The organism is Halobacterium sp. MBLA0001 (genome assembly GCF_049705385.1).
In the GTDB taxonomy this organism is placed as follows: Archaea; Halobacteriota; Halobacteria; order Halobacteriales; family Halobacteriaceae; genus Halobacterium; species Halobacterium salinarum.
On record NZ_JBNAMQ010000007.1, the window covers coordinates 583,040 to 595,379 of the forward strand.

Annotated in this window: 12 protein-coding genes and 1 other RNA gene; 9 read left to right on the forward strand and 4 right to left on the reverse strand. The window is 68.2% G+C overall.

The genetic code is table 11. The features are described 5' to 3' along the window. The first annotated feature begins 27 nt into the window (after positions 1-27). The 4 genes from ACOZ32_RS04250 to ACOZ32_RS04265 are packed head-to-tail and all read left to right on the forward strand — an operon-like array spanning position 28 to position 4,111. Positions 28-1,695 carry an ABC transporter substrate-binding protein gene (locus ACOZ32_RS04250; RefSeq protein WP_205251280.1) on the forward strand — a complete coding sequence of 556 codons (1,668 nt, stop codon included), beginning with the start codon at positions 28-30 and terminating at the stop codon, positions 1,693-1,695. A gap of 57 nt (positions 1,696-1,752) precedes the next feature. Then, on the forward strand, positions 1,753-2,796 hold the full coding sequence (locus ACOZ32_RS04255) for an ABC transporter permease (RefSeq protein WP_010903891.1): 1,044 nt from the start codon (positions 1,753-1,755) through the stop codon (positions 2,794-2,796). A 6-nt stretch (positions 2,797-2,802) separates the two neighbouring features. Beyond that, a complete protein-coding gene (locus ACOZ32_RS04260) occupies positions 2,803-3,750 on the forward strand; it encodes an ABC transporter permease (RefSeq protein ID WP_205251282.1) in 948 nt (315 codons plus the stop codon). A 1-nt stretch (position 3,751) separates the two neighbouring features. Continuing rightward, positions 3,752-4,111, forward strand: a complete 360-nt coding sequence (locus ACOZ32_RS04265) for a DUF7268 family protein (protein WP_205251283.1) — start codon at positions 3,752-3,754, stop codon at positions 4,109-4,111. A 4-nt stretch (positions 4,112-4,115) separates the two neighbouring features. Here the strand turns inward: ACOZ32_RS04265 and ACOZ32_RS04270 are convergent, their stop codons facing one another. Together ACOZ32_RS04270 and ACOZ32_RS04275 are read right to left on the reverse strand one after the other, a co-directional pair. After that, positions 4,116-5,384, reverse strand: a complete 1,269-nt coding sequence (locus ACOZ32_RS04270; RefSeq protein ID WP_010903894.1) for a dihydroorotase — start codon at positions 5,382-5,384, stop codon at positions 4,116-4,118. 24 nt (positions 5,385-5,408) lie between these two features. Further along, entirely contained in the window at positions 5,409-6,092 is a 684-nt protein-coding gene (locus tag ACOZ32_RS04275; protein WP_205251284.1) for a lipoate--protein ligase family protein, read from the reverse strand. A 54-nt stretch (positions 6,093-6,146) separates the two neighbouring features. Between ACOZ32_RS04275 and ACOZ32_RS04280 the strand changes: the two genes are divergently transcribed. Both ACOZ32_RS04280 and ACOZ32_RS04285 read left to right on the forward strand, forming a co-directional pair. Beyond that, complete coding sequence (locus tag ACOZ32_RS04280) at positions 6,147-7,007, forward strand: hypothetical protein (RefSeq protein WP_205251285.1); 861 nt, start codon at positions 6,147-6,149, stop codon at positions 7,005-7,007. A gap of 42 nt (positions 7,008-7,049) precedes the next feature. After that, entirely contained in the window at positions 7,050-7,490 is a 441-nt protein-coding gene (locus ACOZ32_RS04285) for a phosphate-starvation-inducible PsiE family protein (RefSeq protein WP_010903897.1), read from the forward strand. Positions 7,491-7,494: 4 nt separating this feature from the next. Here ACOZ32_RS04285 and ACOZ32_RS04290 read toward each other — a convergent pair whose 3' ends face one another. Continuing rightward, on the reverse strand, positions 7,495-8,067 hold the full coding sequence (locus ACOZ32_RS04290) for a cysteine hydrolase family protein (protein WP_424334961.1): 573 nt from the start codon (positions 8,065-8,067) through the stop codon (positions 7,495-7,497). 120 nt (positions 8,068-8,187) lie between these two features. Here ACOZ32_RS04290 and ACOZ32_RS04295 point away from each other — a divergent pair, with 120 nt between their 5' ends. Next, positions 8,188-9,717 (forward strand): Hvo_1808 family surface protein, encoded by a 1,530-nt coding sequence (locus tag ACOZ32_RS04295; RefSeq protein ID WP_136360959.1) that lies wholly within the window; start codon positions 8,188-8,190, stop codon positions 9,715-9,717. Positions 9,718-9,847: 130 nt separating this feature from the next. Beyond that, positions 9,848-10,993 (forward strand): nicotinate phosphoribosyltransferase, encoded by a 1,146-nt coding sequence (locus tag ACOZ32_RS04300; RefSeq protein WP_010903900.1) that lies wholly within the window; start codon positions 9,848-9,850, stop codon positions 10,991-10,993. Here the strand turns inward: ACOZ32_RS04300 and ACOZ32_RS04305 are convergent. Further along, positions 10,983-11,615: a TIGR00296 family protein gene (locus tag ACOZ32_RS04305; RefSeq protein WP_010903901.1), complete on the reverse strand. Its 633-nt coding sequence runs from the start codon at positions 11,613-11,615 to the stop codon at positions 10,983-10,985. The genes ACOZ32_RS04300 and ACOZ32_RS04305 overlap by 11 nt on opposite strands. Before the next feature lie 251 nt (positions 11,616-11,866). Between ACOZ32_RS04305 and rnpB the strand changes: the two genes are divergently transcribed. Beyond that, positions 11,867-12,236: RNase P RNA component (gene rnpB / locus ACOZ32_RS04310), an RNA gene on the forward strand. Positions 12,237-12,340 lie beyond the last annotated feature (104 nt).

A 12,340-nucleotide genomic window follows, 5' to 3' on the forward strand; every position in this document is an offset into this window, starting at 1 on the left:
AAGTACGCCATCGTGCCATACAGTCGTATGTCAGACGATACCGTGAGCCGCCGTGGCTTCCTGAAAGCCGCCGGTGCGGCGACTGTTGTGGCGACTTCGACGGCCGGCTGCACCGACTCAGGGGGAGGCGGCGACGGTGGTGGCGACGAGCTCGTGTACTCACGGGGTGACCACCCACAGAACTACGACCCCCAGCAGACAACCAGCGGGGAAGTGTCGAAAGTCACCAACCAGATCTTCGACACCCTGATCCAGTTCAAACCGGGCACCAGCGGCGAGCTCACGAGCGGCCTCGCCGACGACTGGACGCTCGATGGAACAACCGCCACCCTCACCCTCCGTGAGGACGCCACCTTCCACTCCGGCGCTGACCTCACGGCGACCGACGTGAAGGCGACGATCCGCCGGTTCATCGACGACGAGTACGACTACTACCTGGGGTCGGACCGCTCCGGGTACGCCTCGATCACGTTCGGCGACTGGGTCGACAGCGTCGAGGCAACCGGCGACTACGAGGTCACGATCGATCTCACCCAGCAGTACGCGCCGTTCCTCCGGAACCTCGCGATCTTCGCGGCCGCGATCCTCTCCCGCGACCAGATCGAGAGCCTGGGTGCCGACGCCCAGCCGGAGTTGGGCACCGACCCCGTGGGCACCGGCCCCTTCGAGTTCGACCAACTCGACAACGAAACCCAGCGCGTCCGGCTCACTGCCTTCGACGACTACTGGGGTGGGGCCCCAAGCGTCAGCGCGGTCATCTTCAAAACCACCGGCTCCAACCAGACCCGCGCCCAGGGGCTGATCAACGGTGACGCCCACATCACGGACAACCTCGACGCCCAGTCCATCCAGAAGGTCTCGTCCGCGGACTCGGCGACCGTCCGGCAGAAAAACGGCATCAACGTCGGCTACATGGCGTTCAACCACGACCGCAAACCGGCGTTCCGCGACCCACTGGTCAAGCGCGCCATCTCCATGGCGATCAACCGCGACGAGATCGTCGATTCGATCTACCAGGGGTTCGCCGCGTCCGCCAACCAGCCCCTTCCGCCGGACGTGTTGGGGCACAACGACGACATCGACTCGTACCCCCACGACCCCCAGCAGGCCGAGTCGATGCTCGCGGACGCCGGCGTCACCGATCTGTCCTTCGAGCTTGCGACGTTCTCGAACCCGCGGGGCTACAACCCCAACCCGATCCAGACCGCGACCCAGGTGAAATCCGACCTCGCCGAGATCGGCGTGGACGTCGAGATCAATCAGTTCTCGCAGTTCAGCGCGTACCTGGAGTACACGTACGACGGCCGCCACGACGCCTGCCTGAGCGGCTGGTACACCGACAACGCCGACCCGGACAACTTCATGTACGTGTTGTTGCATCCCGGCACGGACATCGACGACGTCCCGGCCGACCAGAACTACATCGCCTGGGAGGACAAGAACAACGTCTCGAACGTCTCCGCGTGGGTCGACACCGACTACATGGAGTTCGTCGACAAGGGCCAACGGACCTACGACGACGCCGCCCGCCAGCAGTATTACCATCAGGCCTCACAGATCGCCCACGATCAGGCGCCCTGGGTGTATCTCGACTACGCCGACCTCATTCGCGGCGTCAACGAGGCGGTCGTCGCGGAGTCGTACACGCCGACGTCGGTCGGCGGGCCGTTCCTCGACCGCGTCGAGCTGGCGTGACCGCGCCCCGGGCGGCCGACTGACACACTGACGCCACTCATCTGACACGCTTCATCCATGGCTTCCAAGCGCTTCATCTTGAAACGGCTGCTGTTGCTCGTGCCGGTGTTGTTCGGCGTGGCGACGTTCGTCTTCGTGATCCTGCATTTGGCGTCCGGCGACCCCGCGCGGGTCATCCTGGGGCAGCGCGCCCCCCAACAGCAGGTCATCCAACTCCGCCAGGAACTCGGGCTGAACGACCCCGTCTACGTCCAGTACGCTCGGTTCCTCGTCGACGCCGCCCAGTTCGACTTCGGACAGTCGTACTCGGTCGCACAGGGCACCGCCGTCCGCAGCGTGCTCGCGGACAAGATCCCGGTCACCCTCGAGCTCGCGCTCTACGGGCAGGCCATCGGCATCCTGCTGGGCATCCCGCTGGGCGTGATCTCGGCGGTCGAACAGGACACGCTCACCGACCACTTCGGTCGCATCGGCGCGCTCTCCGGGATCTCGGTGCCGATCTACTGGTCGGGTCCGCTGTTGATCCTGGCGTTCTCGACGTTCCTGGGGGTGTTCCCGGCGTCCGGCCGCATCGAGTCCACGATCTTCCTGGCGGACTCCTGGTCGCTGTTCGGTGTCACGCTCCCGCTGACCGGCATGCTCACCGTTGACACGCTCCTGTTGGGGAACGTCTCGGCGTGGGTGTCGGCGGTCATGCATCTGATCCTGCCGGCGGCGACCATCGGCATCTACTCGATGGCGCTCATCTCCCGGATGATGCGGTCGTCGATGCTGGAAGTCGTGCGCCAGGACTACATGCGGACGGCGCGCGCGAAAGGCCAAGGCTCGAAGATCACGATCATGAAACACGGCTTCCGGAACGCCCTGGTGCCGGTGATCACGGTCATCGGCATCCAGTTCGGCAGCCTCCTCGGCGGGGCCGTCCTCACGGAAACCGTCTTCGGGATCGAGGGCATCGGCACGATCCTCGTCAGCGCGATCAACGCCAACGACTACCCGCTCGTCCAGGGCACAGTGTTGACGTTCGCGTTGCTGTTCACGCTCGTGAACCTGCTCGTCGACGTCACGTACAGCTACCTCGACCCCCGCATCCAGCAATAACGACACATGAGCACGAACACCGACCAATCCACGGACGACGGCGCGCTCGCCGACCGGTCGCTGCTCGACCGGCTGCGGTCGTCGCAGTTCCTCTCGAACCTGCTGTCGAATCGGCTCGCAATCATCGGGCTGACGATCATTCTGGGGATGCTCGCCGTCGCGATCATCGCGCGGGTTTCCTACGACCTGAGCGCGCTGCGCGCGTCCAACCTCGGCACCGTCGGGGACCGGTTGGCCCCCGGTTGGGCCGGCTCCGGCGGTGCCACCCAACACCTCTTCGGCACGGACGCCGCCGGCCGCGACATCTTCAAGCGCACGCTCTACGGGGCCTGGATCGCGATCAAGTACGGCACCGTCACGGTCGCGGCGTCGACGTTCTTGGGCGTGGCGCTCGGCATCATCGCGGCGTACTACAGCGACCTCACGGACAACGTCATCATGCGCACGATGGACGTGCTGTTGGCGTTCCCGTCGTTGCTGTTGGCGCTGGCGCTGGTCGCCATCTTCGGTGCCGGCCTCTGGAAGGTCGTCATCGCGTTGACGCTCGTGTACACGCCGCGGTTCGCGCGCGTCGTCAGGGGGGCGGCGCTGAAAGTGCTCGAAGACGAGTACATCGAAGCCACCGAAGCCCTCGGCGCGACCGACGCCCGAGTGCTCGCCAGGCACGTGTTCCCGAACACGCTGGCGCCCGTGACCGTGCAGTCGACGCTGAACTACGGGCTGGCCATCATCGACTTCGCGGCGCTGTCGTTTCTCGGGTTCGGCGCGGCCCCCGGAATGCCGTCGTGGGGGCTGATGCTCTCGAACGGCGTGACAAACGGCCTCCTGACCGGGAAGTGGTGGATGTCGTTGTTCCCGGGGCTGTTCCTCGCGATCCTCGTGCTCGGATTCAACCTCCTCGGGGACGGCATGCGTGACGCCTTGGACCCCCGGATGCGGGAGGCGGTCGACTGAGATGTCACAGGCGGGCGTCGAGGCGGCGGGCCGCGACTGGGGGCTGTTCGCGCGGGCCGCCGGCTACGGCGCTGTCACGGCGTTCGCGCTGTTCTACGCGCTCCACTTCGGCGTCGGGGTGAGCCCCCGGCAGGCGAGCGGCGTCGCGTTCCCGCTTGCCGCCCTCCCGTTCGCCGTCGGTCTCATCGGGTGGTCGGGCGTGCTGCTGTCCGGGGACGCCGTCGAGGGGTTCTCGCGCGAACTCGGCGTCTCCGACACCTGGACCGCCGAGAGCGGGCGGCAGGCGATGGCGCTGGTGATCGCGTTCGGCGCTGGCGGGATGGTCGGGGCAGCGATCGCGGGCGCGCCCTACGGCGTCTGAGCGGCTACTGACGGACGTTCCGACCGTCGAACGCCGACACCGTGTCGCCGTCCCAGACGGTCGTCCCACGGACCAGCGTCATCGCGGGGAACACGCCGACGTGTCCCTCGAAGGGCGTCCACTCGCAGTTCGAGTGCAGGTCGTCGCCGTGAATCTCCCGTGCATCGTCGGGATCGACAAGCACGAGGTCGGCGTCACGGCCGGCCGCGATGTGGCCCTTCCGCTCCAGGCCGAAGACGTCCGCGGGGTTCGCGGCCGTCACGTCACGCACGCGTTCGTAGCTCAGCTCACCGCGGTGGGCAGCCCCCAACAACAGCGGGAGCGCCGTTTCGACGCCTGGCACACCCGAGGGGGCGTCCCAGATGTCGGCGGCTTTCTCCGCGCGGGTGTGGGGGGCGTGGTCGGTCGCCACCACGTCGATGCGGCCGTCGGCGAGCCGCTCGAACAGCGCCTCGCGGCGGGGGTCGCTTCGCAGCGGCGGGTTCATGCGGCCGAACGTCCCGAGGTCGTCGAGGTCGTCACGGGAGAGGAAGAGGTGGTGGGGGGTCGCCTCGCAGGTCGCGCCGCCGGCCGCCGCGGCGTCCACGCCTTCGGGTGTCGACGTGTGCGCGATGTGGATCGTCGCGCCCGCCTCGGTCCCGACTTCGACCGCGCGCTCGACGGCGGCGGCCTCTGCCTCGGGCGTCCGGTACGCACTCCACGCGTCGGCGTCACTCCGTGATTTCGCCGCGGTGTCGAACCGGTCGGCGTCCTCCGCGTGGACGGTGACGACGACGTCCTCGCTGGCCGCCCGCTGGCAGGCGTCCCGGAACAACGCGGCGTCGATCCCCATGTCGCCCGTGGAGTCCGCGAGGAACACCTCCCCGAGCGCGAACAGCGACCGGTCGAACAGCGACGCCGGATCCCACTCTCCGGTGACCCCGCCGTTGACGCCCCAGTCCACGACGCTGTCGGCGGCGGCGTGGGCCGCCTTCTCGTCGACGGCGTCGCCGGTCACCGTCGGCGGGGCGGTGTTCGGTTGGTCGACGACGGTCGTCACGCCGCCAGCGGCCGCACTCCGCGACCCACTGGCCCACGTCTCCTTGTGCTCGAAGCCCGGCTGCCGGAAGTGCACGTGCGCGTCGATCATCCCCGGCAGCACCCGATAGTCCGCGTTCGCGTCCACGAACAGTTCGCCGTCGAGGGCGGTCCCGACGGCGTCGATGCGCTCGCCGTCCAGTCGGATGTCCCTGACGCGCCCGTCGGCCAGCACTGCGTCCCGGATGACTCGCATACTGTGGACTCGCCGCCGCCCAGCCTAAGTGCTGTGGACTGCGTCGACCGTGGGATCGTGGTCGCCGACGAGCGCGCGCTCGACGGCGTCCCGAGCGTCCGCGGGGTCGCCGCCGGCGGCCCGCACGCTGCCCACCGACTCGGGATCGAACGGCGCGCCGAGCGCGCCGTACACCGCGTCGAGCACGTTCGCGATCACCCGTCGGTCGTCGACCACGAGCACGCCCGACGTGAGCGCCGCGCCCCGGGTGACGCGCTGGGCGACCCCCGCGAGCTTCCCGCAGTCCGCCTGCACGGAGTGATCGCCCGGGCAGAACGACGCCGCCGGCTCGCCCGGCCTGGCTCCCGTCGCCCCGACGGCGTGCAGCGCGTCGATGATATCCCCCACCATCGCGTCGTATCGCGCGTCCAGCCCGGTGCGCATGTCCTCGGCCGGCGTGATGCGCGCGAACGCCAGCGTGGACTCCGTGTACGCCACCGCGCGCCCGCCGACGCTGCGCTCCACGGTGGGGAACTCGCGATCGCGGGCAGCCGCGACGGCGTCCGCGTAGCTGTCCTCGTTCGCGTCCCGGCGACCGAACGCGACGACGCGGCCGGGCGGCCACACGCGCACCGCCGGCTCGTTGTTGGCCCGCACCCACTCCAGGAGGTCGCGGGTGACGGCGGTGTTGGCGTCTCGTCCGGGTGCGCGCCCTCGAACCACTCGCATGGGGTCGGGTTGGAACCGAACCGAGTAATCCCTCTCGGTTCCAACCACACCCGCATGGTTGTCCTCGACGGCAGCGTGCTCTCGCGGCTGTACCCGCGCGTGTCGCGGTATAACTCCCCGTACCCCGCCCACGACGCCGGCTGCGCCGTGGACCTCTATCCGGACGGCAGCGACGGCCCCGACGGGCGCGCGCTGGCCGCGCCCAGCCCCGTCGCCGGCGCGGTCGTCGACACCCGCACCGTGGCGTGCCCCCAGCGCCCGTACGCCACCGACACCGACCACCTCATCGTCATCGACACCGGCTCGCATCTCGCGCGCATCCTCCACGTCGAGCCCGCGGTCAGCCCGGGGGACACGGTCGCCGTCGGGGAGTCGCTTGGCAGCCTGGTTCGGTCGGGGTTTTTCGCGCCCTGGGTCACCAACCACATCCACCTGGGGTTCCGCGAGCACGGCCAGAACGCCGTTCGCGCCTCGGGGTCGCTGCCGGTCACGCTCGACGTTGCAGTGCGGCCGGCACCCTGGGACGGCACGGCCACGGTTACGGCCGTCGGCGACACGTGGGCGCGCCTCGACGCGCCATCCCATCCGGCACCTGGCGACGGGTACGCCGGCCTGGCAACCGACGGCGGTGGTGTCGTCGACGGCGGCCTCCCCCACTACGAGACCGGCTACGCCACCACCGACGCCGACCCCGTCGCCGTCCTGGGGCATGCGGTCGGTGACCGGGTCAGCGAGCGCACGGTCGCGTGGCGGGACACCGTCGGTGTGACCGTCGACGACACGGCCGTCCAGGGGCTGTCGCTGTGGCTCGGGCGCGACGAACTCGGGTGTACGGTCGTTGCACCCGGCCACGACCACGCCGTCGGTGACCGCGTCGCCGTCGCCGTGGACACGCGCGCGGCCGATACCGAATGAGTTTGGGTGGCAATTCGTGCGGGTGGCCCGCGGGCGTTGTGTATGGACGTCGAAGCCCACGTCGAACTCACCGAGCGCCTCATCGGCGGCGTCGAGATCGTCGCCGCCTACGTGCTCGTGTTCCTGTTCGCCGTCGGCGTCTTCGACCTCGGACTCACCATCGGCGGGCTCATCCTCTCGGGGGCGATCACCAACGCCGGGGAGGTCGTCGCGCTCGTCGACACGGTCCTGTTGCTGTTCATCATCGTGGAAGTGTACCGAACCGTCGTGGCGTACACCCGCGAGCAAAGCGTTCTGCGGATCGTCGTCGCCACCGCCGTGATCGCCGTCACCCGCCGTGTCATCGTGTTCAAACCGGGGGACTTCTCGTCCTCGCGGGCGGCGCTGTCGGTCGCCATCGGACTCGCGGTGTTGATCGTCGCGTTGGTCGGCGCGCTCTACCTGCTCTCCCCCGAGGAGGGCACCGACGCCGGCGTGCTCTGACGGATTACGCGAACGCGATCGCCGCCCGGTCGGCGACCTCGCCGAACAGCCACTCGGCGTGATCGAGGGTGTACTCCTTGTGTGACGCCTCGATGTAGCCGACGGCGTCGGCCGCCAGGATCGGGCGGTAGTCCCGGACGCCCGCCGAGCCCGCCGTGTGAAGCACGCAGACGTTCGCGAGCGTCCCACAGAACACCAGCTCCGTGATGCCGTGGGCGGTCAGGTAGCCGTCGAGTTCGGTCTCGTAGAACGCGTCGTAGGTGTGTTTCTCGACCACGTGGTCGTCGGCCGCGACCGTGAGTTTGTCGTGTAACTGTGCGTCCCAGGACCCCGCAGTCACGTGCTCGCCCCACCGCTCGAACTCGTCGTAGTGGGTGGTGCGCTCGAACTGTCCCGGCGGATGCACGTCTCTGGTGTATACGATCCGCGCGCCGGCGTCCCGGGCCCGCGACACCAGCGCCGTCACGGCCGCGAGTGCGTCCTCGCTCGTGGGCGCGTAGAGGCTGCCGTCCGGGTGGCAGAACCCGTTTTGCATGTCCACGACGACGACCGCGGTGTGTGCTGGGTCGACATCCATGGTCGCGTGTTCGCCGCCCCCGGCCAAGTACCTACACGTCGCGGCGATCCTGTCGACACGCCGCCGGGACGGGTTTCCTGTTCACCTGAATTTATGGTGATCGACACCGAGGATTAGCCGATGGCACGGCGACTACTCGCTGTCGCAGTGGTGTGCCTCGTGGTGCTGGCCGGCTGCCAGGGTGGCATGTCCGGCGACGCCACGACGGACCCGACAACGACAGCGCCGACTACCGAACAGATGACCGACGCGGCCGGGACCACGACACAACCCGGTGCGAACGCATCGTTTAGCTACGACGACCCCGACGCCGACACGCTCGGCTGGGAGGGCGGCTACTGGTACAACGAATCGATCAGCGTCGACAGATCCGACGGCCTCAACGACTCCGAGCTGCACACCGTCGTGAACCGGTCGATGGCTCGCGTCGAGGTGGTTCGCGGCCTCGAATTCAACCAATCAGTGCCCGTCGACGTGATCTCCCGCGAGGAGTTCGCCAACGACACGGCGGCCTCCTACGAGAACGTCACGCGCAACGGCACCCTCCACCAGAACGTGAAATGGGAGGCGATGTTCATGGTGGGCGAAGACGAGAACGCCATCGACGTGCTCGCGTCGAACCGCGCGGGCTCCGTGCTGGGCTACTACTCCCCCAGCGAGGACCGCATCGCGATCGTCTCCGAGGACACCGAGTCCCCGCAGATGGACGAGATCACGCTCTCACAGGAGCTGTTCCACGGCCTGCAAACCCACCGGTTCAACACCTCCGAGTTGAACCAGTCCACGCAGGAACTGCACAACGCCAAAGACGGCATCATCGAGGGCGACGGCAACTACGTCGACCACCGCTACCAGCAGCGCTGTGAGCGCGACTGGGACTGCCTGCGGCCGACCGACTCCGAGTCGCCGTCCGGCAGCGACCGCCACACCGGCATCGCGCTGACGCGGCTCCAGCCGTACAGCGACGGCCCCGTGTTCGTCGAGCAACTCTACGAGTCCGGCGGCTGGGACGCGGTCAACGACGTCTACGAGAACCCGCCGGCGAGCACCGAGCAGACCATCCACCCCGACCGCTACGGCGTCGACGAGCCGACGCCGGTGTCGGTTGCCGACACGTCCACCGACGCGTGGACGGTCCCCGAGATGGGCAACGACAGCGTCGACTTCGCGTCGTTCGGCGAGGCCGGCCTGTTCACGATGCTGTGGTATCCGAGCTACGTCGAAACGCAGGCCACCGGTCAGCCGGCAGACGTGGTCATCCCGACGGCCCACCTGCTGGCGCCCGCACGGAACAACGACACGCTCGACCTCTACAACTACAGCCACCCGTACACCGACGGCTGGGACGGCGACAAACTCGTCCCGTACGCGGCCAGTGACTCGCTGAACACCAGCGAGACCGCGTACGTGTGGGCGTCCACGTGGGATTCGGCCAGTGACGCCACGGAGTTCGCCGACGCCTACCGGGAGCTCCTCCAGTACCACGGTGCCGAACGGGTCTCCGACGCCGGCCCGAACGTCTGGCGCATCCCCGACGACAGTGACAGCGGCTACGCCGACGCGTTCCGCGTCACCACCACCGAAGGTCGCGTCACCATCGTCAACGCCCCGACCGTCGACCAACTGGACGCCGTTCACGATTCGTCGTAGTCGGACGGCTCCGGATTGCGGACTGCTTTTTCGCCGTTGTGGGAGTGCCAGCGCAACTGGCTTCGAGGGGAGGGTTTTTCGCCCGGGCGGTTGAACGCGAGTGTATGCTGCACTCGTGGAGGGTTGCGCCGTGACCTTCGACATCGTGGGCGCTGACGCCATCAAGCGCGGCCGGGCGACCGACGCGTACTTCGACCGCACGCTTGAGGCATTGGAGCACGCCGACCGCAACCCCCACGTGGTCGCAGAGGTCACCGCGGACCAGTTCCCCACCGGGGAGTTCGAAGTACTGGCCGGCCTGCAGGACGCCGCCGAGCTGCTCGCCGACGTCCCCGTTGACGTGCACGCGCTGCCGGAGGGCACCCTCTTCGATGGCGGGCCGGTGATGCGCATCACCGGCCCCTATCAGTCGTTCGCGCGCTACGAAACGGCGCTTTTGGGGTTCCTGTCCCACGCCTCCGGGATGGCGACCGCGGCGCTTGCGGCGCGCCGAGCCGCGCCCGACAGCCACCTGTTGAGCTTCGGCGCGCGCCACGTCCACCCGTCGATCGCCGCGGTCGTCGAGCGCGCCGCCCTCATCGGCGGGTTCGACGGCTTTTCACACGTCGCCGCCGGTGACGTCCTCGACCGGGAGCCCGGCGGCACCATGCCACACGCGCTGGTGATCTGTTTCGGTCGCGGCAACCAGGAGGCCGCGTGGCGGGCGTTCACCGACGGCGTCGGGGACGACGTCCCGCGGATCGCGCTGTGTGACACGTACAGCGACGAGAAAGACGAGGTGTTGCGTGCGGTCGACGAACTCGGCGACGACCTCGATGCGGTTCGCCTCGACACCACGTCCTCGCGGCGCGGGGATTTCCGCCACATCGCCCGGGAGGTCCAGTGGGCGCTCGACGCCGGCGGGAACAGCGACGTGTCGGTGTTCGTCTCCGGTGGCTTGACACCCACTGACCTCCGCGGCCTCCGGGATGTCGTCGACGGGTTCGGCGTCGGCGGGTTCGTCTCGAACGCCACGCCCGTGGACTTCGGGTTGGATATCGTCGAGGTCGCGGGCGAACCCGCCGCCAAGCGCGGGAAGCTCTCGGGCACGAAGGCAGTGTACCGAACCCCCGATGGCGGCCACCACGTCGCGCTGGCGAGCCAGCCGGCCCCCGCGGACGCAACCGCGTTGCTGGAGCCGCTGCTGGTGGACGGAACGGTCAGCATGGCGTTCGACATCGATGACGCCGCGGCGCGCGCGCGTCAGGACGCCCGTGCCGTCTCGTTCAGGCAGTAAGTTCTTCGACGGGGTCGTCCTCGTCGCCGGTCTCTCGGAACACCTGGCCTTCGAAGAGTGTCACCATCACGTCCTCGTCCTGCCACGCGCCGTCCGGGAGGTTCGCCTTCCGGCACGTGCGGTCGAGGTATTCGAACACGCTCCAGTCGTTCTCGACGGGGAGCGTGGGGTACATCCAGCCGTGTTGGCCGTCGCCGTCGATGGCGACGCCGTGGACGCCGAGCTCGATGTCCTCGATCGGGTCGTCAGTCAGTACGAGATTCGAAACCGTGCAGACGGAGACACGGATGTTCGGCAGTTCGGCGTCTTCGACCTCGGAGCCACAGGACGCCTCCGACGCCGCCTCGATGGCGGCCTCGACGATCGCGTGCCCGAGTTGCTGGTCGTGGTTGCCGAGTTCGTGGATGGAGCCGTGAGCGCCCGCACAGCCGCGCAGTCGACCCCGGCCCCTGGTGGATTCGAGGCGCACGAACGCGCTGGTGCGGTTGTAGAATGCGTCTCGCATGCTCCCTGGCTGTTCCCGTTGCCCGTTCTGGACGAACGCTTCCACGGACTCCCGCGCGAGCTCGACCGTTCGAGCGCCGTCTTCGAAGGAAAGGATTACTGACTGGCCTTGGCCCATACGAAGCCTATTACGCCGACCACGGACTTCAAGCCTTCCCTTGGTACTCAAAACCGTGAACAATTCCTATCTGGCATCTGTTACTTCTTGACGGAGTGAATATCCGACGACTGGAGCAAGGTAATCGACGTTCGTGCCCGATACTGTTTTCTTCCAGTGCATTCTTTCTTCATATTTTTTGACGTAGTTGCGCCGACCACCCGGCTCACGGAACCGAACTGCTTAACGACACACCGCTCATACACTGACTGGGCAGAGGGAGCCCGGCTCCCGTGCCGTGAGGCATGAGGAAAGTCCCCCCACCCGTTCGGGCACGCGGCCGGACACACGTCCGGGGCGGGAGACCGCCGGCACTGGAACAGACACGACACGTCCCTCCCACACCGATGAGGCGCGCGACCCACCCCGAAAGGGACGGCAGTTAACCCGCCGAGGGCGTGGCCGCCACACCGGCGGCCACGGACCGGTGATCGACACCCCAATGGGAGGGGAGCGATGGAACGGCCAACCCCCGCCGGTGCAAGTCCACGCGCGCATGGTAGCCCGAACCACCCGAAAGGGGCCGCGTGGACGCTCAGCCGAATGCCGGGCCGAACAGAAGGGGGCTTACTCCCCTCAGCTCGTATCTCTTACAGTGGCGAGCCACCGGCTCGCCGTCGTAAAACCTACGCCAAAAACCGCGACGGCGACCGGCCACGCACGCTCGCGGTACTGCGGACAGGCCG

Excerpts from the sequence above, each read along its gene's own strand:
- ACOZ32_RS04250 (WP_205251280.1), top strand. The coding sequence starts at position 28 with ATGTCAGACGATACCGTGAGCCGCCGTGGCTTCCTGAAAGCCGCCGGT.
- ACOZ32_RS04255 (WP_010903891.1), top strand. The coding sequence starts at position 1,753 with ATGGCTTCCAAGCGCTTCATCTTGAAACGGCTGCTGTTGCTCGTGCCG.
- ACOZ32_RS04260 (WP_205251282.1), top strand. The coding sequence starts at position 2,803 with ATGAGCACGAACACCGACCAATCCACGGACGACGGCGCGCTCGCCGAC.
- ACOZ32_RS04265 (WP_205251283.1), top strand. The coding sequence starts at position 3,752 with ATGTCACAGGCGGGCGTCGAGGCGGCGGGCCGCGACTGGGGGCTGTTC.
- ACOZ32_RS04270 (WP_010903894.1), bottom strand. The coding sequence starts at position 5,384 with ATGCGAGTCATCCGGGACGCAGTGCTGGCCGACGGGCGCGTCAGGGAC.
- ACOZ32_RS04275 (WP_205251284.1), bottom strand. The coding sequence starts at position 6,092 with ATGCGAGTGGTTCGAGGGCGCGCACCCGGACGAGACGCCAACACCGCC.
- ACOZ32_RS04280 (WP_205251285.1), top strand. The coding sequence starts at position 6,147 with ATGGTTGTCCTCGACGGCAGCGTGCTCTCGCGGCTGTACCCGCGCGTG.
- ACOZ32_RS04285 (WP_010903897.1), top strand. The coding sequence starts at position 7,050 with ATGGACGTCGAAGCCCACGTCGAACTCACCGAGCGCCTCATCGGCGGC.
- ACOZ32_RS04290 (WP_424334961.1), bottom strand. The coding sequence starts at position 8,067 with ATGGATGTCGACCCAGCACACACCGCGGTCGTCGTCGTGGACATGCAA.
- ACOZ32_RS04295 (WP_136360959.1), top strand. The coding sequence starts at position 8,188 with ATGGCACGGCGACTACTCGCTGTCGCAGTGGTGTGCCTCGTGGTGCTG.
- ACOZ32_RS04305 (WP_010903901.1), bottom strand. The coding sequence starts at position 11,615 with ATGGGCCAAGGCCAGTCAGTAATCCTTTCCTTCGAAGACGGCGCTCGA.